General features: G+C 68.9%; 20 protein-coding genes and 3 pseudogenes. 5 read left to right on the forward strand and 18 right to left on the reverse strand.

The features are described from left to right. Positions 1-20: 20 nt before the first annotated feature. Positions 21-776, reverse strand: a complete 756-nt coding sequence (locus ACFQ6S_RS06000; RefSeq protein WP_383404129.1) for an Atu4866 domain-containing protein — start codon at positions 774-776, stop codon at positions 21-23. Between the two features lie 355 nt (positions 777-1,131). Here ACFQ6S_RS06000 and ACFQ6S_RS06005 point away from each other — a divergent pair, with 355 nt between their 5' ends. After that, on the forward strand, positions 1,132-1,416 hold the full coding sequence (locus ACFQ6S_RS06005; protein ID WP_383404132.1) for an Atu4866 domain-containing protein: 285 nt from the start codon (positions 1,132-1,134) through the stop codon (positions 1,414-1,416). Between the two features lie 137 nt (positions 1,417-1,553). Next, positions 1,554-2,339 (forward strand): hypothetical protein, encoded by a 786-nt coding sequence (locus ACFQ6S_RS06010; protein ID WP_383404135.1) that lies wholly within the window; start codon positions 1,554-1,556, stop codon positions 2,337-2,339. Positions 2,340-2,599: 260 nt separating this feature from the next. On the opposite strand, the gene ACFQ6S_RS06015 is transcribed toward ACFQ6S_RS06010, so the two are convergent. Beyond that, on the reverse strand, positions 2,600-3,046 hold the full coding sequence (locus ACFQ6S_RS06015; protein WP_383404138.1) for a GNAT family N-acetyltransferase: 447 nt from the start codon (positions 3,044-3,046) through the stop codon (positions 2,600-2,602). Between the two features lie 6 nt (positions 3,047-3,052). Here ACFQ6S_RS06015 and ACFQ6S_RS06020 point away from each other — a divergent pair. Beyond that, positions 3,053-3,350: pseudogene (locus tag ACFQ6S_RS06020) on the forward strand (transposase); the annotation flags it as partial. Between the two features lie 67 nt (positions 3,351-3,417). Here ACFQ6S_RS06020 and ACFQ6S_RS06025 read toward each other — a convergent pair. Beyond that, positions 3,418-3,990, reverse strand: a pseudogene (locus ACFQ6S_RS06025) (IS5 family transposase); the annotation flags it as partial. A 713-nt stretch (positions 3,991-4,703) separates the two neighbouring features. Here ACFQ6S_RS06025 and ACFQ6S_RS06030 point away from each other — a divergent pair. Next, positions 4,704-6,971, forward strand: coding sequence for a M4 family metallopeptidase (locus tag ACFQ6S_RS06030; protein ID WP_383404141.1), 2,268 nt, complete (start codon positions 4,704-4,706; stop codon positions 6,969-6,971). Between the two features lie 106 nt (positions 6,972-7,077). Here the strand turns inward: ACFQ6S_RS06030 and ACFQ6S_RS06035 are convergent, their stop codons facing one another. Next, entirely contained in the window at positions 7,078-8,310 is a 1,233-nt protein-coding gene (locus ACFQ6S_RS06035; protein WP_383404144.1) for an MBL fold metallo-hydrolase, read from the reverse strand. 119 nt (positions 8,311-8,429) lie between these two features. Continuing rightward, positions 8,430-8,790, reverse strand: a pseudogene (locus tag ACFQ6S_RS06040) (winged helix-turn-helix transcriptional regulator). Between the two features lie 256 nt (positions 8,791-9,046). Between ACFQ6S_RS06040 and ACFQ6S_RS06045 the strand changes: the two are divergent. Then, positions 9,047-9,343, forward strand: a complete 297-nt coding sequence (locus ACFQ6S_RS06045; protein WP_383404147.1) for a hypothetical protein — start codon at positions 9,047-9,049, stop codon at positions 9,341-9,343. Positions 9,344-9,516: 173 nt separating this feature from the next. On the opposite strand, the gene ACFQ6S_RS06050 is transcribed toward ACFQ6S_RS06045, so the two are convergent. The 13 genes from ACFQ6S_RS06050 to ACFQ6S_RS06110 all read right to left on the reverse strand — a co-directional run bounded on the left by ACFQ6S_RS06050 (position 9,517) and on the right by ACFQ6S_RS06110 (position 22,909). Beyond that, complete coding sequence (locus ACFQ6S_RS06050; RefSeq protein WP_383404149.1) at positions 9,517-10,311, reverse strand: hypothetical protein; 795 nt, start codon at positions 10,309-10,311, stop codon at positions 9,517-9,519. Between the two features lie 40 nt (positions 10,312-10,351). Then, on the reverse strand, positions 10,352-10,843 hold the full coding sequence (locus tag ACFQ6S_RS06055; protein WP_383404152.1) for a hypothetical protein: 492 nt from the start codon (positions 10,841-10,843) through the stop codon (positions 10,352-10,354). A 17-nt stretch (positions 10,844-10,860) separates the two neighbouring features. Beyond that, complete coding sequence (locus ACFQ6S_RS06060) at positions 10,861-12,138, reverse strand: MCE family protein (protein ID WP_383404155.1); 1,278 nt, start codon at positions 12,136-12,138, stop codon at positions 10,861-10,863. Beyond that, positions 12,135-13,439, reverse strand: a complete 1,305-nt coding sequence (locus ACFQ6S_RS06065; RefSeq protein WP_383404158.1) for an MCE family protein — start codon at positions 13,437-13,439, stop codon at positions 12,135-12,137. Before ACFQ6S_RS06065 ends, ACFQ6S_RS06060 begins: the two co-directional genes overlap by 4 nt. After that, the gene (locus ACFQ6S_RS06070; RefSeq protein WP_383404161.1) at positions 13,436-14,539 is read right to left on the reverse strand and encodes an MCE family protein; all 1,104 of its coding nucleotides are present in this window, start codon (positions 14,537-14,539) and stop codon (positions 13,436-13,438) included. Before ACFQ6S_RS06070 ends, ACFQ6S_RS06065 begins: the two co-directional genes overlap by 4 nt. A gap of 44 nt (positions 14,540-14,583) precedes the next feature. Next, entirely contained in the window at positions 14,584-15,564 is a 981-nt protein-coding gene (locus tag ACFQ6S_RS06075) for an MCE family protein (RefSeq protein WP_383404349.1), read from the reverse strand. 197 nt (positions 15,565-15,761) lie between these two features. Beyond that, positions 15,762-16,814 carry an MCE family protein gene (locus tag ACFQ6S_RS06080; RefSeq protein ID WP_383404164.1) on the reverse strand — a complete coding sequence of 351 codons (1,053 nt, stop codon included), beginning with the start codon at positions 16,812-16,814 and terminating at the stop codon, positions 15,762-15,764. Further along, the gene (locus ACFQ6S_RS06085; RefSeq protein WP_383404167.1) at positions 16,811-18,058 is read right to left on the reverse strand and encodes an MCE family protein; all 1,248 of its coding nucleotides are present in this window, start codon (positions 18,056-18,058) and stop codon (positions 16,811-16,813) included. Before ACFQ6S_RS06085 ends, ACFQ6S_RS06080 begins: the two co-directional genes overlap by 4 nt. An 8-nt stretch (positions 18,059-18,066) precedes the next feature. After that, on the reverse strand, positions 18,067-18,882 hold the full coding sequence (locus ACFQ6S_RS06090) for an ABC transporter permease (protein ID WP_147996197.1): 816 nt from the start codon (positions 18,880-18,882) through the stop codon (positions 18,067-18,069). Between the two features lie 3 nt (positions 18,883-18,885). Continuing rightward, positions 18,886-19,656 carry an MlaE family ABC transporter permease gene (locus tag ACFQ6S_RS06095; protein ID WP_383404170.1) on the reverse strand — a complete coding sequence of 257 codons (771 nt, stop codon included), beginning with the start codon at positions 19,654-19,656 and terminating at the stop codon, positions 18,886-18,888. Beyond that, positions 19,653-20,600 carry an ABC transporter ATP-binding protein gene (locus ACFQ6S_RS06100; protein ID WP_383404172.1) on the reverse strand — a complete coding sequence of 316 codons (948 nt, stop codon included), beginning with the start codon at positions 20,598-20,600 and terminating at the stop codon, positions 19,653-19,655. The genes ACFQ6S_RS06095 and ACFQ6S_RS06100 overlap by 4 nt, the downstream gene beginning before the upstream one ends. 164 nt (positions 20,601-20,764) lie before the next feature. Continuing rightward, positions 20,765-21,844 carry an RNA polymerase sigma factor gene (locus ACFQ6S_RS06105; protein ID WP_383404175.1) on the reverse strand — a complete coding sequence of 360 codons (1,080 nt, stop codon included), beginning with the start codon at positions 21,842-21,844 and terminating at the stop codon, positions 20,765-20,767. 54 nt (positions 21,845-21,898) lie between these two features. Continuing rightward, positions 21,899-22,909, reverse strand: coding sequence for a lytic transglycosylase domain-containing protein (locus tag ACFQ6S_RS06110; protein ID WP_383404178.1), 1,011 nt, complete (start codon positions 22,907-22,909; stop codon positions 21,899-21,901). Position 22,910: the final 1 nt, after the last annotated feature.

Consider the following 22,910-nt stretch of genomic DNA (forward strand, 5'->3'; position numbering starts at 1 on the left):
GGCGCCGACCGAAACAGAGGTCAGCCGAGCTTCATGACGTAGCCCGCGTGGTGCAGTTCGTCGCCCTGGAACTCCCCGTAGGCCCAGAAGCCCAGGTCGTCCAGGTAGTCGATGCGGTCGCCGTCGATCCAGTAGCGGCCTTGGTACGCGTGCGGGCGCCCGCCCCGGGTCTCGTCGTAGCGGCCGTCGGCGGTGAGTTCCTGGTGCAGGAAGTCGTTCCTGTCGATCCAGACGCCGATGCGCGGGCTGCCGGTCAGGTCCGCGGCGGCCGGGATGCCCGCCTCGGGCGCGGTGGCTCGACCGGGGACATCGGTACCGGCCCACAGGACTGGCCGGCCAGCCGCGACGAGTGCGCGGACCTGCTCCGGCCGGGTCATGAGGGTGGCCACCGCGCTCGGAACGTCGGCGGCCAGCGAGTCGGGCATCACCAGGAAGTCGGTCGTGTTGCCCGGGGTCAGCGTCGCGACATACGCCGAGCGGTGACCGCGGCCTCCGGCCAGCGCAATGGTGTCCACGACGGCTGGAGCGATGGTCATGCCCGTGCAGTCGACGACGATGGCGTTGTCGTCCTCCGCGGCCGTGACGATGCCTGGGCCGACACCCACGAGCAGTGAGCCGACGAACAGCAGGTCGGCGCCGGTCATGGTCCCGATCAGCGGATCCATCGTCAGGATGCGGGCGTTGGTGAACAGGACGGGCCGTCCCTGGTCATTCGAGAGGATCTCCTTGAGGACCTCGGGGTTCCAGTCCACGCTGCTGGTGTCGGTGATGCTCATTGCATGCTCCTCAGTGGGGTGCCTTCATCGGTTTCCCCGCGCGCGAGATGAGCGTCGGTGCAGGTCCGGGGCGAGAGTTCGGCAGCTCCAGTGACCGCCTGACCACCAGACTCGTCGCGCGGTGCAGCCGGAACCAGGCCGCCCTGTCCCTAGGTGTCTGACACCCACGATCCGTCCCACCGCCTACGACACAGGGGCAAGGGGGCGTCCAGCCCGCGCCACTGCCGCACGGCACCGCACCGCACCGCACCGTGGGCCCCGTCATTCGGAAGGCTGGGTGCGCCACACCCAGGAAGCCCTCACCTGGGCAGACCGCGGCCTGGTTGCCACCGCCCGCCGCGGCGATCGTAGAGCCATGACCAGCAACGACACGCCCCGAGACCCGCACCCCCACGTCGGAATGTGGGTGACCGAGGACGGCTTCATCCGCCAGGAACTCCTGCCCAACGGCCGCTATGACGAAGCTCGCGGGAACCGCCGCAGCGCCTACACCGGCAGCTACACCGTCACCGGCAACCACATCGACTACGTCGACGACACCGGCTTCACCGCCGCCGGCGACATCCGCGACGGCGTCCTCTTCCACGAGCACTTGGTCCTCTACCGCGAGGGCGACGAATACACCCGACGGGAACCATGACGTGAACTGCCCCGATCGACACCAGTACCGCCGTTACGGGTGCCGCCGCCATGATGCCGCGCTCCAAGGCGAACCTCTGTGCGAACCCGGCCCGGCTGGCTGTGTAACCTCGCTTCCCACATCAAAGGGGAGGGATCATGCGAGGTAGAACGACCAGAGCGGCTTGGATCGTGGCCGGCGGGGCGGTGGCCCTGACGCTGTTGTCCGCGACGGGGGCCCATGCGGAGGGCAGGGGGGACATCCGGGTCACCAAGACGGTCGTCAACGGCGGTAACAACGTCATCATCGGCACATCGGCGCGCGTCACCTATCCGATCGCCATCACCATCCGGGACAACTCCGGTGTGAAGGGCCTGTCGCATGTGAGTGTGTTCAACAAGACGAACGGCTGGGGTTTCAGCGATTGGGTGGACACCCGATGCGAGAAGAAGAGTTCCACCACGTCGGTGTGCACGGCCACGATGACGATCGCCCCGGCCTGGCTCCCGGGCAGTCTGCCCGAGGATGTGAACCGCGCCGCGGGCGTCTGGCAGGTCAACGCCACCGTCAAGGCCAACGACGGTGACTACTGGATCTCCGACCACATCGCCGAGTTCAAGATGAAGCGCGCTTCCAAGCTCACGACGAACGCCGCGCCCGAGCCCGTGGCCAAGGGCGCCAAGCTCACCGTCACCGGCAAGCTGTCCCGGGCCAACTGGGAGGACCTGAAGTACCACGGATACGCCGGGCAGGACGTGAAGCTTCAGTTCAAGAAGGCCGGTAGTGCCCAGTACAGCACGGTCAAGACAGTGAAGACGGGCGAGTCCGGTCAGCTGAGCACCAAGGTCACCGCCACCTCGGCGGGAAGCTGGCGCTGGTACTTCCCGGGAACAACCACAACCGCGCGGGTCGTGTCGGCCGGGGACGCCGTGACCCTGAAGTAGCAGGCACCGGAAGGGCTCTCGGAGTTCGAGGACAGGGATCGAATCGAAGGGGCCGTCGGATCGCATCCGACGGCCCCGTTCTGTCGTACGACCCCGCGCCCCAGCGAACCCGGCTGCTCAAGGTCCCGCCCCAGTCGGCGCGCGCCCACGACACCAGCTGGAACCAGCAACGCGCCGTGCCCACTTACGACCCGTCACCCAGACCTGGAACACCCGGATCGGCGTGCTCGACCTGACAACACGAGGCCCTGTCCCGCGGATCAGGCCAGACGGAGGTCGATCCAGGGCACGGTGTCGCCCTCGCGCAGCAGATAGCGTTCGAGCTCGACGAAGCCGTGCTGTTCGGCGAAGCGCAGCCCATCCGGATTGGAGGCCAGTACCACGGTCTCGATGACCTGTGCATCCAGAGAACGGGCCTGCTCCAGGGCGCGCTCGTAGAGCCGAGTGCCGAGGCCGCGGCGGCGGTGCTCAGGCAGAACGCGGGCTATTACCGTGGCGGTGGCGCGGTTGTCCTTGGTGGGCGGGCGCACGGTGGTGCAGCCGATCAGGACGTCGCCGAGGTAGGCGACCTCCATGCGGTTACGACCCGAGCGGGCGCGGACGTCGTCGAGCGACAGCACGTCGCCGGGCACAATCAGATTGTGGGCGTACTGCCAATCGCGGATCGAGGCGTCGGTGCCTACCGCGTGGATACAAAGGTCATTCATCGGCATAGCAAACCCGACCATCTCGGCGCAGACAAGGCGTATTCCTCCCGCCGCAATCGCCGCTACCTACGACGACGCCAGATCAAGCACACCATCCCCGAACCGAGGAATCAGCGGGTCAACCGCCAGGCCCGCGGAAATAAAGGGTGGCCGCCCCGCTGGCTTCGACAAGACGACCTACAAGCGAAGGAACGAAGTCGAGCGGACGATCAACGCCCTCAAGAACTCGCGGGCCGTGGCCACGAGGTACGACAAGAGGGCCAACATCTTCCACGGCACCGTCACCCTCGCCTCAATCCGGCTCTGCTCCACCCATGACCTGCCGGCCAGGTCCCAGGGTCGACCCGGCCCCGCCTCCCGCAGCCCTGACGCCGAGTCCGCGGACGCCCACCGTCCACGCGGGCGACACGGACCCGATTCATGACCGGGATGAACTGCGGGGCGTCGCCCCGCTGGCCCGGGGTGATCAAGAGGGTCAGCGGGCGGCGTCCGCCCTCACCAGCGAGATGGATTTGCAGGTCAGGCCGCCCCGGGAGCGACTAGTCCCTCATCGGGGCGGTGCCGCAGGGGCGTGCGCCTTTTCCCGGCAGCCGCGGAGGCTTCCTGCGTGCTCCAGCGGCGTGCTGATGGGCCCGGCAGGAGGTGGAGTCCACGCTCACCATCGACCAGTCGATGCGGCCTTCCGCGTCGCCATCGGCCAGGACGGCCGCGAAGAGCCTGTCCCACGTGCCATCCGCTGACCAGCGCCGATGCCGCTCGTAAACGGTCTTCCACTTGCCGAAGCGTGCAGGCACATCCCGCCACGGCACCCCGGTCCGGTTCCGGTACAAGATCCCGTTGATGATCCTACGGTGGCCAGTCCAACGGCCGCCCCGCTGACCGGACTTCGGCAGGAGTGGCTTCAACCGGGCCCATTCTTCGCTTGTGAGATCTCCCTGCCCCATGAGCATGCCAACGAACCAGAAGCGAGATGGTCACAAGATCCGCCGGACAGGCCCTAGGCAAACTGCAGACCCTTTTCGAGGCGGCGCCGGCACGTTCGGGCCGAAGGGCCCGCTCTGTTCATCGCCAAGGCGGATGAACGCCAGCCGCCCGGTCAACTGCCCATCGCCTGACGATCGGTGGGACACCGCCTGGCCCGGTCTCGGAGATCCGTTGGCCGGCCATCCGCCACGACGCGGCCAGAGTCCCCGACCCGGTGACGGGCGAGGCATACAGCAGTCCCTCACACCACAAGAAGGGCTCCAACTCCACAGCACCGGGTGAGGGAGAGCCTCTGCGAGGGCGGCCGGTGCGCTCTCTCCCACGGATCAACGCTGACGGGTGGGACTCTTCCGGTCCAGTCGCCCCGTGTTGGATGGTCGCCCGGCTGCGTGAGGCCGAAAATCTGCGCTCTCCGCACCAATTTGCCTGACGTGCATGGTCAATTCAAGCCGTCACCTTGGCATTGGCATGACAACCCCGTATGTGCGATGCCACTCTTCTGCAGAAGTTCACCATTCCTTGACGTGTCCACCACACGACACAACCGCTCTCCCTCCACCCCCCACCTCCTTCCACCCGCATGCCGTGCAGCGCTTCGGACCGGCATACCCCGCCGCTCCATCTCGTCCACGGCCCCCACCACGGGCCGGCCGTCGTACTGAAGGAGATCCCGTTGTCCCTGCGACACCGCGCCCTCACCCGGCGCAGACGTGCCACCGCTGTCGCCCTCACGGCGGTTGGGGCCATGCTGGCCTTGGCCGCCCCCGGCCTGGCCACCGCGGTCCCGGCCGACCCGGCCCCTGCGAAGATCACCGCCACACCCCGAGCAGGCGCCGACCAGACGTCCCTGACACCCGCTCGCCGCACCGCCCTGATCAAGACCGCTCAGTCCGCGGCGAGGGGCACGGCAGAGCGGATCGGCCTCGGCGTGAAGGAGAAGCTCGTCGCCAAGGACGTCATCAAGGACGCCGACGGCAGCACGCACACCCGATACGAACGCACCTACGCGGGGATACCCGTCCTCGGCGGTGACCTCGTCGTCCACGTCAAGAGCGGTCGTACGACCGTCACCAAGGCGAGCAAGGCCAACCTCCGGCTGTCCTCCCTCAGCCCGAAGATCACAGCTCCCGAGGCCGCCGACAGGGCACTCGGTGTGTCGAAGAAGGCCGAGGTCAAGGGTTCCGAGACTGAGCAGGCGCCCCGGCTCGTGGTGTGGGCCGGTACCGGCAAGCCCGTCCTGGCCTGGGAGACCCTCGTCGGGGGCACCCAGAAGGACGGCACGCCCAGCGAGCTCCAGGTCGTCACCGACGCCGTCACCGGCAAGCAGCTCCTGGCCGCCGAGAAGGTGCACACCGGCTCCGGAACGGGCCAGTACGCCGGCACGGTCCCGCTCGGCACCACCCTGTCCGAATCGACGTACTTGCTCGTCGACCCCGACCGCGCCGGGCAGAAGACGTACGACCTCAACCAGGGCACCTCGGGCACCGGCACCCTGTTCACGGACGACAACGATATCTGGGGCGACGGCCAGCCCTCCAACCGTCAGACCGCCGGCGTCGACGTGGCCTTCGGCGCCGCGGCAACCTGGGACTACTACAAGGAGACGCACGGCCGCAACGGCATCCGAAACGACGGCGTCGCCGCCTACAGCCGCGCCCACTACGGCAATAACTACGTCAACGCCTTCTGGCAGGACTCCTGCTTCTGCATGACATACGGCGACGGCTCGGGCAACACCCACCCGCTGACAGCACTCGACGTGGCCGCCCACGAGATGAGCCACGGCGTCACCGCCGCCACCGCGGGCCTGGTCTATTCCGGCGAGTCCGGCGGGCTCAACGAGGCCACCTCCGACATCTTCGCCGCCGCCGTCGAGTTCCACGAGGATCTGGCCGCCGACCCCGCGGACTACCTCGTCGGCGAGAAGATCGACATCAACGGCAACGGCACCCCGCTGCGCTACATGGACAAGCCCTCCAAGGACGGTGCCTCCAAGGACAGTTGGAGCTCCACCCTGGGCAGCATCGACGTCCACTACTCGTCCGGCCCCGCGAACCACTTCTTCTACCTGCTCTCCGAGGGCAGCGGCGCCAAGACCGTCAACGGAGTGTCCTACGACAGCCCGACGTACGACGGGCAGCCCGTCACCGGCATCGGCATCCAGAACGCCGCCGCGATCTGGTACCGCGCGCTGACGACGTACATGACCTCCACGACCAACTACGCGGGTGCCCGCACCGCCACCCTGTCGGCAGCCGCGGACCTGTTCGGCGCCTACAGCCCGACTTACCTCGCTGTCGCCGACGCCTGGGCCGCGATCAACGTCGGCAACCGCATCGCTCTCGGCGTCAACCTCGCCCCGATCGCCGACCAGGTCAGCGGCGTCAACCAGGAGGTCAGCCTTCAACTGGACGCCTACACCACCAACTCCGGAGCGTCCCTCACCTACGAGGCCAACGGGCTGCCCGAGGGCCTGAGCGTCAGCCCGAGCGGACTGATCAGCGGCACCCCGACCACCCTCGGCACCGGCGACGTCACCATCACGGTCACCGACAGCACAGGGGCGACCGCGTCAGACACCTTCAGCTGGCAGATCGCCTACGTCTACGCCAACACCACCCGCGTGGACATCCCCGACAACGGGGCGGCCGTCGAATCGCCCGTGACGATCACCGGCCGTGACGGCAACGCCGCCGCGACCACCACGGTCTACGTCAACATCATCCACACCTACCGCGGTGACCTGACCGTCGACCTCGTCGGCCCGAACGGCACCGTCTACCCGCTGCTCAACCGAAGTGGCGGCTCCGCCGACAACGTCGACCAGACTTTCACGGTCGACGCCTCCGCACAGCCACTCAACGGCACTTGGACGCTGCGCGTGCAGGACCGGGCATCCATCGACGTCGGATACATCGCCCGCTGGACGTTGACCCCCTAAGCAGGGGTTGTTGAGGCCGCCCGCGGTGGTCAGTGGAACTGCCGCCTAACGCTTCGCCCGAATTGGCCACCCTGTGACGCACAGGGTGGCCAAGTGTCAACGGGAGTCAGAGGTCGTGCGGGGTGTCGACGATCTGGGAGAGCGCCACAGTGAGGGCGTTCTCGCGGGTGAACACGTCCACTGCTCCGAGGCGGCCGAGCCACTTGCGGAGAATTACCGGCTCCACCTGGTCGGCGACAGCTTGCAGGTAGAGGTTGAAGCCGGCCCAGTTGTTGCCCGGTTCGACCTTGCCGAAGAACGGGGCCATGTCGGTGGCGGCGATGGCCTTACTGGTGGCGTTCCACAGATCTTGCACGAACTCGCGGGAGACCTTGATGTCCTCCTTGGTGCCGAGCCGGTGGACATGGCCGCCGATGTAGGTGTCCAGGTCCATTCGGGCGAGCTCGTCGTGGGTCCGCAGTACACCGGGGACGCTGTCGGCGGTGCCCCAGGCCCGGAAGGGTGCCCAGCCGGGCATCACGAGGTCAACCATCATGGCCGCGCGCTGGCGTGGAGCATGGATCAGGATGTTGCCGGCCTCGTGGTTGGCGCCCGGGTAGCTGAGGAGCAGTCGCTGGTCGCCGAGGTCGAGGCGGTATCGGTCGGTGAAGGTCACGGTGGGCATCGGGCGGCCCGGGTCCTGGTTGGCCTTGATCCGCTCCGCCGTCGCCGTGTGCGCAATGCGGATCACGTCGCCGAACGCCGACGCGTTCGCCGTGTGGTCGGCGTGGTCGTGGCTGTAGACGAGGTGGGTGACCTCGCGGCTGGTGACGCGGCGGATCGCGGCCGGAAGTGCCTCCGCGAGCGCAGGCGGGGCGTCGATGACGACGACTCCGGCGTGGGTGACGAGGAAGGCCGCCTGCGTACCACCGGCGGTAACGGCGTAGAACGCGTCGCCGATGCGGTCGAGCCGGTAGACCTCGGGTGGGACGGGCAGGGGTTTGGCGGTGGCCGGTAGCGGCGCGAAGTTCCGGGTCGTGGCGCCGTCCGGGGATTCGGGGAGCTCCAGGCGCTGGCCGGGCCGCGGCTCACCACTCCTATCCAGGATCTTCCGGTTCAAGCGATAGAGCTCCGTCCAGCGTTGTTCGGAGCCGAGGAAGCGGCCGGCGATGCTGCGCAGGGTGTCTCCGCGGGCGGCCTGGTAAGACGCACCGCCGCCCGCCGCGGCGGGCGTTGTGCCACTGGCCTGCGTCGGCCAGGCCAGGGCGGTCGCCCCCGCGGCTGCGGGCACGGCCATCGCGCCCCAGCGCAGGAGGCCGCGGCGGGACGGTGACTGATGATCGTGCTCTGCTTCACACATGACGTACTCCCTGGAGGCCGGGTGCCGTTGTCGGTACCTCGGTCACGCTAGGGATGCGCGGAAAGTACTTGAAGTGTGTACTTTCTCTATAGTCGCTATATCCGAGTGAAGCGTGCAGCTCAGGCGTCAGCGTCGTAGACGCGTTGTGCCGCAGAACACTCCTCGATGTGGGCATCGGTCCAGTCGAGCAGCGCTTCGACGGGCTCGCGGAGGGTGTGTCCCAGAGGGGTCAGCTCGTACTCGACATGCGGCGGGGTGCGTGGTGCGCAGGACCAGGCCGTTGCGTTCGAGCTGCCGCAGTGTCTGGGTGAGCGCCTTCGGGGTGACTCCCTCGAGTTCGACGGCCAGTTCGCTGAACCGCCGCGCACCCCGGGTCAGGCAACCGACGACCAGGATCGTCCACTTGGCCCCGATCAGATCCAGCAGTGGCCGACTGGGGCATGCGGCCGAGTCGGGTTCGTCTTGCTCAGATGCATGCAGTCAGTGTCGTTCATAGGGCGGGACGCTTCGGGCAGTCGTCGGCCGGAGGCCAGGTTGTCCCCGTCCCGCGGGCAATGCCGCATACGTAGTTGCCGAAGGAAATCGAATCCGGCCGTTCGCCTGACCGTGCGGCCATGAGATCAGAACCCTCGGTGTGTCAACGAGGGCATCTCGAGATTTCTGATTCTAATTTCCTGTGACCGTACGACGTCGATCCCTCACGGATCGTCACCCCCTCATTCTCATCGGAGATGAAATGCACAAGCTTCGCAAGGCTGCCCTCGTGGTCGTCGCCCTCGGCAGCGCCGGATTCCTGAGCGCCGGCACCGCCACCGCCCAGGGCCTCGACGGCCACGGCGACAAGAAGGACGGGGGCAGCTACAGCGTCCTGCAGAGCAGCAACTGCAAGTCCCACGACCTGAACCTCGACATCCTCGGCCAGGTCGGCCTGCTCAACGGGCTGCTGGGCAGCGCGCTCAACGGCGAAGGCGACCCCGGTGCGCAGAAGACGCACCTGGGCTCGACGATGGGCTGCAACAACACCGCCTTCTAAGGCCGGTCGGAAAGACTCCCTGTCGGTTGGGGCCCAGCCCGCGCGGGTACTGGGATGGTCGCCTTGGTCCCGCGTACGCGCAGGCCGGGCCCACCGATGGGCGGGTTGTTCCTGATAGCGATCCACTACCTCAGGTTTCAGCGATATCGCCGTCTGTGACGATCGAATCCCTGTCAGAGTGCGTCGACCGCGCTCACCTTCCACCCGTCCGTCGTGTGGGACATCGTCATCCGCACCCGGTTGAGGTCCAATCGGGACCCCGAGACCTGCGTGCTCTCGGTGACCTGGTTGACGAAGAGCAGGACCACGACCTCGTCAGGGGAGGCCGACACGACGGAGACCGCCGGGGTTCCGCCGGAGACAGGGGCGGCGATCGTTGCCTTCACCACGCCCCGGTACTTCTTGGCCGTTGGGCCCACCACGGTCTTCGTCGTCTTCCCGTACTCCCTGCTGAAGCCACCGGTGAGGTGGGCGCGGGCCTTCGCGAAGTCGCGGTCCAGGTGGCGGTGGTCGTACGACAGGATGGTCGGTGCCGCCTTGCGTGCGGCCGCGACCGCCTCGGTGCGGGCGGCCTCCGTCTGCCGTCCATCCCGGTAGTGCCACCCCAGCACGGCGAGTGCCACCAAGCCCGCCACGAGCAGGAAGCCGAGCAGTACCGTGAGCAGCCTTCGACGGCTGACCTTGCCGGGCTTGCCGGGCTTCTCCGGCCTTTGGGGTGTGTCGGCCCCCTCGAACTCATCCGGCGACGGCTCCGGTGGGTCCTGCCAGCCGCCTTTCGGGGCCTCGATGAGCACGGTGCGGCCCGTGTGCGGGTCCTCGGACCGGCCCGCGGCCTTGTCGGCGGTGACCGTCACCGAGCCGGCGTCGTGGTGATTGCGTGCCGCGCGCTTGGCTGCCGCGCGGGCTGCCGCCGTCATCGTGCGGCGGGTGGTGGTCCCGGGGGTGCGGCTGGGGGTCGTCTTCGGCATCGTCGTACTCCTTGGTAAGGGCTTCTCGCGGCGGTGCCGGTCAGCCGACGAACTCGACGTCCGACGTCAGCCAGCGGCCGTCCCGGTGCACCAGATCCAGTTGCAGGCGATACGTGCGCGCCTCCCCTTGGGGCACGGCCGTGTTGGTCACCCTGCTGTCGGCGACCACCAGGACACGGGCCGAGTTCTCGCCGGAGCGGACGATGCCGGCCTCCAGGATCTGGCCTTCGGACACTGATCTGTTCTGGGCCACCAGCCGGGTCAACTGGTCCGTCTGTGCCGCGAACTGCTTCCTGAAGTCGCCCGTGGCGCCTGCCAGGACGTTCGCGCTGTCGCGGTCGTAGTGCCGGTAGTCCAGGGAGGTGAAGTTCAGTGCTGACTGGCGGGCCGCGGACAGGATGTCCTGGCGGCGCTCGTCCGCCTGGTGCTGTTCGTAGAGGTCGAGGGTCAGTGAGATCACCAGCGCGGTGACCACGACCGTCGCCGTCGCCAGGCCCAGTGACCACGCTCGTCCCGACAGTGTCTTGACCATGGCCTCCACCGCCTTCCTCACGCCATCGGTCCGACTAGCAGCCATTGCCACGACTCCTTTCCAAACACGGCCCGCTGGCCGCCCGTCGAGCCGATCTCGACAGCCCTTCCATCCGGGCCGGTGGTGGTGCCGGTCTCCGGGTCGTACGGCGTGACGTGCGCCGTCTGCTGGGCGCCTCCGTCGGCGGCAGACGCGCCTGGGGCGTTCTGCGCGCCCCGTACCGACGACTGGCTGCCCCGCCGGAGCGTGCAGCGGGCGTTGGTGTTCGCCTCGCGGCGGCTCGTGTCGGCGGGGTCGCGGCGCGCCGTCCCGTAGCCCTGGGTGCACGCCGGGGGGTCGTCGGCGTTGATCACCAGGCCGAAGTGGGTCGTGCCGTCGCCCGGCACGACCGTGTGGCTGCCCGCCACCATCACCGGGAAGGTGACCAGGGCCTGTTCCACTCCGGGCAGGCGGGCCAGCGTCACCTGGCCGCCGCTGATCAGGTTCGCCAGCAGGACCGACAGCTCCGGCCCGGCCGACTTCAGCAGGGAGTTCACCTCCTGCGCCGCCGGCCGCGCGTTGCCGATCAGCTTGCGCAGGTCACCGTCGCTCGACTTCAACTGGGCCGTGAGGGCCGCCAGATCGCTCGCGAACGACTTGATCGACGAACCCTGGTCCGCCTGGGTCTTCAGGACCCTCCGTGAGTCCTCGATGAGCGCGATCGTCTCCGGCAGTGCCTCCGACGCCGACTCGATCAGGCCGTTGCCCGAGTCCACCAGGCGGCTCAGGTTCGGGCCCGTTCCCGCGAACGCCCTGCCCAACTCGTCGACCGTGACCTGTAGATCGTCCTTGCCCACCGAGTTCACCAGGCGGTCAAGGCTGAGGACCAGGTCGGTCGTCGGGAGCGGAACGCGCGTGCTCGTGCGCGAGATCGTGCTGCCGTCGAGGAGGTACGGGCCGTCGGACGTTCGCGGTTGCAGGTCCACGTACTGCTCGCCCACCGCCGAACGGTTCGCCACGACCGCCAGTGTGTCCGCCGGGATGCGCGGCGCCTCGCCGTCGATGTCGAGGGCGACGGACACGCCGTCGGGGCCCGTGAGGTGCAGCGCGCCCACCCTGCCCACCGGCACTCCGCGATACGTCACCTCGGCGCCGGGGAAGATGCCCCCGGAGTCGGCGAAGTCCGCCCGCACGGTGTAGCCGCGGTCCAGGATCTCGTCCACCAAACCCGTGTACTCGGCGCCGACGTACGACACTCCTACGGCGGTGATGGTCGCGAAGGCGAGCAGCTGGGCCTTGACCGTACGTGTGATCACGGCCGGACTCCCTTCAGCATCAGTTCGGCCAGGTCCAGGTCGATGCCTTCTGGCCATTCGGCCCCTGCGCCGTAACCGCCATAGCTGCTGTATGCGCTGGTGCACACCGGCGGGCACAACGGGTGACCGTCACCCCCGGACGGGGCCGAAGGGGACGACGGCACGCTCGGTGGGCTCGGCAGGGCGGTGGGGGTGGGGACGCCTGGCAGGTCCGGTACGTCCGGTAGGTGCGGCAGTTCCGGGGTGTCAGGAAGCTCGGGTCCCGGGGTCTCCCCGTCGCCGCCCCCGCTGCCCGGCTCGTCCGTCAGGTTGCCGTAGATCCCGGCCAGGTCGATCTCAGCCGTGATGTGCAGGTTGACGTAGTCGCCCTTGATCGCGTCCACCGCGTTGCGCGGGAACGGGTAAGTGGTCAGCAACTCAAGGGAGTCGGGCAGGTTGTCACCGGCCTTGTTCAACTGTTGCAGGATCGGGCGCAACTGCCTGAGGTTGGCGACCGTGTCGTCGTGCGAGGCGTTGACCACCTTCGTGCCGCTCGTGCCGAGCTTCGACAGTGCGGTCAGCATGCGTGTCAGGTCGCGGCGCTGGTCGGCCAGCACCTTCAGGGCCGGCGGCATCGCGTTCACGGCCGCGGCTATGGTCTCCTTCTCCTTGCCGAGTCTCTTTGCGAGTCGGTCCACGGCTTTCAGGGCCCGGACGATGTTCTTCTTCTGGGCGTCCAGGCCACCCAGAAAGACGTTCAACTCCTTGAGCAGGGACTTGACCCGGTTCTCCCGTCCCTCCAGTGCCTTGTTGAGCTCCACGGTGATCGTCTTGAGCTGGGCCACCCCGCCTCCGTTGAGCAGTGCGGACAGGGCGGACAGCACCTCCTCGATCTCCGGGTTGCGGCCACTGCGGGACAGGGGGATCACATCGCCGGCGCCGAGCCGCCCGACCGGCGCCGTGCCCACCGGCTTGGACAGCGCCACGTACTTCTCGCCGAGCATGCTGGTCTGCCGCAGCTCGGCGATCGCGTTGCCGGGCAGTTTCACCGAGTCGGCGACCCTCAGCCGCACGCGCGCGTGCCAGCCGTCCAATTCCACCTTCTCGACCGCGCCCACGGTGACGTTGTTGACCTTCACCGCCGACTGCGGCACGAGGTCGAGTACGTCACGGAACTCGACGGTGATGTGGTACGCGTTTCCGTCCGAGGCCGCGCCGCCGGGGAGCTGGACGTCGTACCAGCCGTTGAACTCGCAGCCGGTCAACAGCAGTGAACCGACCGCCGCCCAGGCCGCCGCCCCGCCCTTGCGTGGCCCGCTCATGCGCCGACCCCCAGAATTCCGCCGAGGGTCCGGTCGACCGTGCCCGTCACCGCGGGGCCCTGCGGGACCTCCGGCAGGGAGTCGAACAGGTCCCTCAGCTCCTCGCAGCCGGGGTTCTTGCCGCCCTCGTCCCCGGTCGTCCTGAGTACGGAGCACAGCAGCGATGCCGGATCCTGCGCCTGGGCGGCGTTGTTGCGGGTGTCGAGAGTGCCGGCCGACGGGTTGTAGGCGTTGTTGAGGTTCGACATGCCGGTCGGGGCCACCTCCAACAGCTCCTCCAGCGCGGCCCGTTGGGTGACGAGTACTTTGGTCACCTTGCTGAGACCCTCCACGTTCGAGGTCAGCGACTTCTTGTTCTTCTTCACGAAGTCGGACACGTCACCCAGCGCCGTCCCGAGGTTCTTCAGTGCCGCCGCCAGGTCCTGGCGCTCGCCCGCGAGTTGGCCGGCGACCTTCGCGAGGCTGCTGTTGAACGACCGCACGCTCTTGTCGTCGGCCGCCAGCGCCGCCGTGAAGACCTGGAGGTTGCGGACCGTGCCGAACAGGTCCGTGCGGCCGTCGGACAGGGTCGTGACCGCCTTCGAGAGGTCCTCGACCGTCTGGTTGAGATTCTTGCCCTGGCCGCCGAGGTTGTCCGCGCTCACCCCGAGCAGCCGCGACAGGGAGCCGTCCTTGTTGGCCCCCTCGGGGCCGAGCGCCTCTGCCGTGGTGTGCAGGCTGTCGAAGACGCGGTCCAGTTCTACGGGTACGGCCGTGCGCGACTCGGGGATCTCCGCCCCGTCCCGCAGCACCGGACCGCTCCGGTACACCGGCAGCAGCTGCACATAACGGTCGCTGACCACCGAGGAGTTGATGATCGCCGCCTGTGCGTCCGCCGGGACCTTGCGGCCGGCGTCGTACTCCAGGTCGACCCGCACCCGGTCGCCCTCCGGCGTGATCTTCCTGACCTCACCGATCCGGACCCCGAGGACACGGACGTCCGAACCGGGGTAGATGCCGACCGTGCGCGGGAAGTACGCCGTGACACGGATCGGCTCGGGGCCCGGCCACAGGACATAGGCGAGCGCCGCGACGAGGGCCAGGGTGGTCAGCAGGGCCACACGCTTCTTCCAACGGCCGCTCAGTGCGCCTCTCCAACGGCTCCTCACTGTGCTCCTCCCGTCCGCGGCACCACCGGAGCGGCGACCAGGTTCTGGACGTAGGAGTCGAACCAGCGGCCGTTGCCGAGGGTGTTGGTGAAGACGCGCACGTAGGGCGCGAGGAGCTTGACGCTCCGGTCCAGGCTGGACTGGTTCCGTTCGAGCATGTCCACCACCCGGTTCAGGCCCTTGAGCGCGGGCCCGATCTCCTTCTCGTTGTCCTGGACCAGGCCGGAGAGCTGGATGCCCAGTGCGGCGGAGCTCTTCAGCAGCTTGTGGATCGCCTCGCGCCGCCTGCTGATCTCCTTGAACAGCTTGTCGCCGTCCTTGACCAGGGCGGTGAAGTCCCCGGAGCGGTCGGCCAGGACGCCCGTGACGCCGTTCGCGTGGTCGAGCAGCTCGCGCAGCGCGTTGTCGCGGGAGGCCACCGTCCGAGAGATCTGCGACAGGCCCTTGACGGACGCCCGTACCTCTTGCGGTGAGTCCTCGAAGGTGGTGGAGATGGTGTCGAGGGCCTTCGCCACGCGGTCGGTGTCGATCTCCTCCGTCGTGGTGGTGAGGTCGCTGAAGGCCTGTACGACGTCGTAGGCGGGGACCGTGCGCTTCAGCGGTATCTCGCTGCCGGGCGCCAATTGGCCCCCACCCTTGGGGTGCAGCGCCAGGTACTTCGCGCCGAGGATCGTCTTCACCCGGATCGACGCGCCGGTCTCTCTGCCGAAGTCCGGCTCGCCCTTGATCTTGAAGGTGACCTTGACGTGGTCGCCGTCCAGGTCGACCTCTTCGACCTTGCCCACCTTGACCCCGGCGATCCGCACCTCGTCACCGGGCTTGAGTCCGCCGGCCTCCGCGAAGGCCGAGCTGTAGGTCTCGCCGTCGCCGATCAACGGCAGGCGGTCGGCGTTGAACGCGGCCACGGCCAACAGCGCGAGGGTGGTGAGGCCGACGGCGCCGATGGTGATCGGGTTGCGCTCACGGAAGGGGCTCAGGCGAGGGCGGCGGATCCGTATCCTCGGCAGCTTCGGTGGCTCGACCCGCACCTTGATCAGCGGTTCCGGGCGGCGCGGGCGCGGGTTGCGGCGCGGCAGGAGCCGTACCTTCGACAGCCGTACGCGCGGCAGCCTCGGCGGTTCCACACGCACTTTGAACAGCGGCTCCGGGCGGCGGTTCTTACGGCTCCTACGGCTCATGCCCCGCACCTCGCCCTCGCCACATGCATGTCGGGCGTGAGTACCTGCTTCGTCTTCGGCAGCACGATCCGGCCGTCGAAGTCGCAGAGGTAGAAGTTGAACCACGAGCCGTAGGAAGCCGTCCCCGTCAGCTCGTTGAGTTTGTTCGGCAGCCGCTTCAGCACGCCCTCCACGGTCTTCTCGCTCTCGTTCAGCGTTCCGGTGAGCTCGGTCAGCCCGGCGATGTCGTCCTTGAGGGGCGGGCGCGCGTCCTTCAGCAGGCCCGAGGTGGCCTCCGTGAGATCGCCGATGTTCACCAGCGACCGCCCGATGGGCTTGCGGTCGGCGGACAGTCCCGAGATCACCCGGCGCAGCTGCTTGAGCAGCCCGGAGAAGCGGGCGCCGCGCTTGTCCAGCGTCCCCAGCACGGTGTTGAGGTTGTCGATCACCGAGCCGATCAGCTTGTCTCTGCCGGCCAGCGTCGAGGTGAGCGACGCCGTGTGCACGAGCAGGCTGTTGACGGTGCCGCCCTCGCCCTGGAGGGTCTTGATGATCTCGGTGGCGAGCTGGTTGACGTCCTTCGGGCTGAGCGCGGCGAACAGCGGCTTGAAGCCGTTCAGCAGCGCGTTGAGGTCGAGGGCGGGCTGCGTGCGCGCCAGCGGGATCGTCGCGCCCGGCCGCAGCCGGGTACCGTCGCCCGCGCCCTCGGTCAGCGCGAGGTACCGCTGCCCGACCAGGTTGCGGTACCGGATGACCGCGCCCGTGCCGGTCAGCAGTGGCCGGTCCTGGCTGACCGTGAAGGTGACCTCGGCCAGCGTCCGGTCCTTGATCCGGATGCCCTCGACCTCGCCGACCCGCACCCCGGCCACCCGGATGTCGTCTCCCTCCTCCAGACCGGTGACGTCGCTGAACACCGCGCGGTACCTGTGCTCGGGGGTGAAGGAGATGTTCACGATGGTGGCGGCCAGCAGGGCCGTGGCCAGGATCGTCACCAGTGCGAACAGGCTGAACTTGATGAGCGGGGCAGCGGTCTGCCGGGCTCCTGCGCTCGTGATACGACCGGTCCTCATGCCACACTCACCGCCGTCCCACGCGCCAGCGGCCCGAACAGCAGCGTCGCCACCGGCGGCACCTCGTCGGCGGGCACGCCCAGGACAGGGGCCACGAGCGAGCCGACGGCCCGCTGCTCGGCCTGCGTGGCGGAGACGCCGGCCGGACCCGACCACGAACTCGGCGACGTCGAACCGTCGTTGAGGTGGGCCCCGGGCGCCGGCACCGCAGGGCTCGGCAGATCACGGCAGTCGGGCCCCGACCGCTCGCCGTAGCGCGGCTCCTCGCCCGGTTCGTACGCCCCTTGCGGCCGTACGACCTCCAGTGTGATGTGCATCTTTCCGCCCCGGAACGCCTCCTCGGAAGCCTTCTCCTGCCGGACCAGGCCGGCCAGCAGGCACGGATACTCGGGGGAGTAGCGGGCGAACAGCTCCAGCGTCGGACGCGAGACCCGGCCGAGGGTGATCAGCCGGCCGCCGTTCACGTCGAGGAAGTCCTCCGCCGTGCCCGCGACGGTTGCCGTGGTCTTCAATGCCGCTGACAGCCGGTGCTTCTCCTCGACGACCGTGCGGCTGGTAGTGACGGTGTTGCGCAGGATCTCCATCAGATCGGGTGCCGCGTCGCCGTAGACCTCGGCGACCTCGGCGAAACGGGAGATGTCCTCGGTGAGGGACGGCAGATGGGGGTTCAGGCGGCGCAGGTAGGCCTCCAGGCGGATGAGGTTGTCGCCGATGCGGTCGCCGCGGCCTTCGAGGGCGGTGGCGAACGCTGAGAGCGTGGCGTTGAGCTTGCCGGGCTGCACCGTCCGGAGCAGGGGCAGCAGGTCGTTCATCAGCTGCTGCACCTCGATGCCGACGCGGGTACGGTCCTGGGTGATGACGTCACCGGCGCGGATCGGGCGAGCTGACAAGGACTCGGAGCGCGCGGGCGCGACCAGGTCGACGTACTTCTCCCCGAACAGCGTCTTGGGCAGCAGCCGCGCCCGCACGTCCGAAGGGATGTGGGCGACGTGCTCCGGCTTGAGCGCGATGTCGAGCGTCGCCTTCGTCCCGTCTGCCCGCACTTCACGGACCTCGCCGACCAGCAGCCCGCGCAGCTTGACGTCGGCGCGCGGATCGAGCTGGTTGCCGACGCTGTCGGCCTCGAGCGTGATCCGCACGACCGGCGTGAACACCTGCCGGTAGACGGCGACCGACAGAGACAGCAGCAGTGCGAGTACGGCGATGAAGACGAGGCCGTACAACCGCAGTCTCAGCACCCTCATACGGCCGCTCACCCCGCGATCCTTACGGTCGTGTTGGCGCCCCAGATCGCGAGCGACAGGAAGAAGTCAAGGACGTTGATCGCCACGATGGAGGTCCGCACCGCACGGCCCACCGCCACGCCGACGCCGGCCGGGCCGCCGCTCGCGTAGTAGCCGTAGAAGCAGTGCACCAGGATGATCAGCACGGCGAAGACGAGTACCTTGCCGAAGGACCACAGCACGTCGACCGGTGGCAGGTACTGCTGGAAGTAGTGGTCGTAGGTGCCGGCCGACTGTCCGTAGTAGCCGGTGGTGATGGTGCGGGCGGCGAGGTACGAGGACAGCAGGCCGATCACGTACAGCGGGATCACGGCGATGAACCCGGCGATCATCCGGGTCGTCACCAGGAACGGCAGCGAAGGCACGCCCATGACTTCGAGCGCGTCGGTCTCCTCGCTGATCCGCATCGCCCCGAGCTGCGCGGTGAATCCGGCGCCGACGGTCGCCGAGAGCGCGAGCCCGGCCACCAGCGGGGCGATCTCCCGGGTGTTGAAGTACGCGGAGAGGAACGCCACGAAGTTGGAAGTGCCGAGCTGGTTGAGGGCCGCGTAGCCCTGGAGGCCGACCTCGGTGCCGGTGAAGAACGACAGGAAGGCGATCACGCCGACCGTGCCGCCCACCACCGCCAGCGCCCCCCGGCCCAAGCTCACCTCGGCGAGCAGCCGCAGGATCTCCTTCTTGTAGCGGCGCAGGGTACGGCCGGTCCACGCCAGCGAGCGGCCGTAGAAGGCGAGTTGGATGCCGAGCGCTTCGAGAGAGCGCAAGGGTCGGTCGAGAAGTCTCATCGGCTAACCCCTTTGCGGGACGACCTGGAAGTACACCGCGGTCATCACGAAGTTCGTCACGAACAGCAACATGAAGGTGATCACCACCGACTGGTTCACCGCGTCGCCCACACCTTTCGGGCCGCCGTTCGCCGTGAGCCCCTTGTACGAGGCGACGATCGCCGCGATCGCCCCGAACACCAGCGCCTTGACCTCGGCCGCCCACAGGTCGGAGAGCTGGGCGAGCGTGGTGAAGGAGGCGAGGTAGGCGCCGGGAGTGCCGTTCTGCAGAACGACGTTGAAGAAGTAGCCGCCCGCCACGCCGACCACCGACACCAGGCCGTTGAGCAGCACCGCCACCACCATCGACGCCAGCACCCGCGGGACGACCAGGCGGTGGATGGGGTCGATGCCCAGCACCTGCATCGCGTCGATCTCGTCGCGGATCTTCCGCGCCCCGAGGTCCGCGCAGATCGCCGTGCCGCCGGCGCCCGCGATCAGCAGCGCGGTGACGATCGGCGAGGCCTCGCGCAGCACGGCCAGCACGGAGGCGGCTCCGGAGAAGGACTGGGCGCCGAGCTGCCGAGTGAGGCTGCCGATCTGCAGCGCGATGACCGCGCCGAAGGGGATGGAGACCAGGGCCGTCGGCAGGATGGTGACGCTCGCGACGAACCACGCCTGCTGGATGAACTCCCGTGCCTGGAAGGGCCGTCGGGGGATCGTCCGCAGGACGTCCAGCGCCATCGCGAACAGGCTCCCCGAGTGCCGCAGTGCTCCGATCGGAGACAGACTCATGCGCCGGCCCCCGCCTTCTGGTGCTGCGCCGCCTCGCGCCGGGCGATGACCTCCCAGCGTGGCGGTCGGGAAATACCCGGCCCCGGCAGCAGGCGGGGAGTCAGATCCTGACTGCCGGGAGACTGTGTGCCCTTGCCGTCGTCGCCGAGCGCGGCCAGCTCCTGCTCGACCTGCGCGGCGTCCTTCTCCTCCGCCATCCCGATCGGACCCTGCATCCGGCCGTTCAGGAACTGCCGTACGACCGGCTCGTTGCTGGTCAGCAAGTCCTCGCGCGGCCCGAACACCACCAGCTCACGACGGAACAGCAGCCCGATGTTGTCCGGCACCTGGCGGGCCGAGGCGATGTCGTGCGTGACGATGAGGAAGGTCGCGTCGATCTGGGCGTTGAGGTCGACGATGAGTTGGTTGAGGTAGGCGACGCGGACCGGGTCGAGGCCCGAGTCGGGTTCGTCGAAAAGGATGATCTCCGGGTCGAGAACGAGTGCCCGGGCCAGTCCGGCCCGCTTGCGCATCCCGCCGGAGATCTCGCCGGGCAGCTTCCCCTCGGCGCCGATCAGCCCGACCATGTCCATCTTCGCCAGCACGATGCGCCGGATCTCGCTCTCGGACTTACGGGTGTGCTCGCGCAGCGGAAAGGCGACGTTGTCGTACAGGTTCATCGATCCGAACAGCGCGCCGTCCTGGAACAGCACGCCGAACAGCTTCCGCACCTCGTACAGGTCGTGCTCGCGCAGCCTCGTGATGTCCCGGCCCTGGATCGTGATCGAGCCGCGCTCCGGCTTCAGCAGTCCCACGAGCGTCTTGAGGAACACCGACTTGCCCGTGCCCGAGGGGCCGAGCATGACCGAGACCTCCCCGGCGGGCAGCGTCAGCGAGACGTCCTGCCAGATGACCTGGTGACCGAAGGACTTGGTCAGCCCTTCCACACAGATCTCGACACCCATCCGGTCCACCCTTCAGCCCCTGGAGCAGCTCTGACATCTGCTCTACGGGGAGGGGGCGGGCGTCCGTCGCTCGGATCGAGGATTTTTTCGAGCGGGTTTCCGGCCGAGGGGTTAGCGGTGATTTGCCGAGGGGTTCGCGGGGATCTGCGACCGCGTGTCCGCAGTTACGGCAGTGGAGTCGCCGTCGGAACGGGGAGCGAGGCGGACGGTACGACCGTGGAGGCGTCCGGGAGCGCCGCGTCGGTGGAAACGGTGGAGGGCGTGACCGGCAGATCGGGGACCTCGGGGAGCTCCGGGACGTCCGGCACCTTGGGCGCAGGCGGCACCGCCGGCGCGGACAGCACCGGCAGGCGGGACACGGAAACCTCCGGCAGCGTCGGCACGGTGAGCGGCAGGAACCGTTCGCTCGTAGGGAATTCGGCTGCTCTCCGATCGGTCGGCGTGGGCCTGTTCCCCTGAGGCGTACGTCCCTCGCCACCGTCGTCCGACCGCAGTGCCTCCGAGCCGGGCGAGGCGACGGTGGGCTGAGGTGCCGTGCCGCCACCGTCCCCGCCTCCCTCAAGGACATACGGCAGCACGAACCCCGCCACCGCCAGCGTCGCCGCCGTCGAGGTGACCGCAACGGCCTGCACCTTGCCGCCGCCGCGCGGCCGCCCCCACCTGATCAGCAACAGCGCGACCCCGAGCGTGGCCGCCAGCGACTGCCGCAGCGTCCGCCGCGCCCGGGCCAGCAGCGACTCGACGGTCCGGTAGCTCAGCCCCATCCGAACGGCGACCTGGCCGACATCCAGATCCTCCGACCTCAGCCGCAGCGCCTCGGCCTGCCGTGCGGGCAGCTCACCACTGCGTACCGCCAGCCACTTCGCCTCGGCCCGATCGCACACCGCCTCCTCGACGGGCACCGGGCCGGGGGTGATGAGCGTCGGGCTGGTGCGGACCTGGGCGTCGCGGTTCACCTGCCGATAGCGGTCGACGCACAGCCGCATGGTGACCGTGGTCAGCCAGCCCCCGAGTCGCTCATCGTCCAGGTCAGGGCGCTCGGCGGCGCGCAGCATCGCCTCGTGCACCGCGTCCTCGGCGTCCTCCGCACTCATCGACCGGCGCCGGGCCACCTTGAGCAGTTGCTCGCGGTGACTCCACATGCGCTGCCAACGGTCGTCGTCGGCGTGCAGCTCCGCAGGTATTTCTGCGGGCGATTCCGCAGTGGTCTCTGCCGGCTGCTCTGCAGGCCTGTCCGTCGCCATGAGGGCCCCTTCGCGCTCACCCGCCGGTCTCGTGCCGTCCGGCGGGGGGCGACATTACCGCCGAGTATCGGTGGTTGTTGAGGGGGCGGCGGTCATCGAGTCCGCGCTGTTACTGGTCAGCAGGTCGGCGCTGGGCGGCAGGTCGTCGGCGGGGAGCTCGATATCCGGGGCGGGCAGGGGGAGTTGCGGTTCCTCCGTCTCCCTGGGGTCGGGGGCCGGGTGGGAGGTGGTGGGGGTCGGCGAGGTAGGGGACGGGGTGGCGCTCGGGCTGGGGGAGGGTGTGCGTGAGTCCGGGTTGGAGGGCGAGGGCGACGGCTCGGGGCGGGCCGACGCAACGGCAGAGCTGTCCTGCAGCACCCGGTGCCCGTCCAGGAAGTACCCGTACCAGGCCCGGACCGTGCGCAGATACGCCGTCGAGTGGTTGTAGCCGAGGATCGCCCGGTCCAGCTGGGCGGGATCCGACAAATCCCGCCCGCCCGCGCAGAGGTAGCGTCCGGCGGCGAGCGCCGCGTCGAGGACGTTGTTCGGATCCGCACGCCCGTCGCCGTTGCCGTCCGCGCCCCAGCGGGCCCAGGTCGACGGGATGAACTGCATCGGCCCGACCGCCCGGTCGTACTCCGTGTCCCCGTCGTGAATGCCGCCGTCGGTGTCCCGGATCTGCGCGAATGCGACGCCGTCCAGCCGTGGCCCGAGGATGGGCGTCACCGTCGTCCCGTCCGACGTCACTCGACCACCTCGCGCCTGTCCGGACTCCACCTGCCCGATCGCTGCCAGCAGCTGCCACAGCAACCGGCAGCCGGGCGTCTCATGCGAGAGCCGCTCCTCCGCCCGCCGGTAGGCGGCGAACACGCTCGCCGACAGCGCGGCGCCCACCTCCGCCGGCGCCGCGTCGCCGTTCCGCTTCCCGGCCCGCAGTGGCGGCAGGTCGGTGCGGTACGGGGTGTCGCCGGAGACGCTCGGTCCGGGCCCGGCGGGTGCCGGTGCCGAGGTCGGCGCCGGGATCGCCTTCGGCGCCTGTGACGCGGTCAGCGCCACCATCGCCGCCACCGCGGCCGCCGTACCCATG

Origin of the sequence: Streptomyces sp. NPDC056479, assembly GCF_042795335.1 — a bacterium.
Lineage (GTDB): Bacteria > Actinomycetota > Actinomycetes > Streptomycetales > Streptomycetaceae > Streptomyces.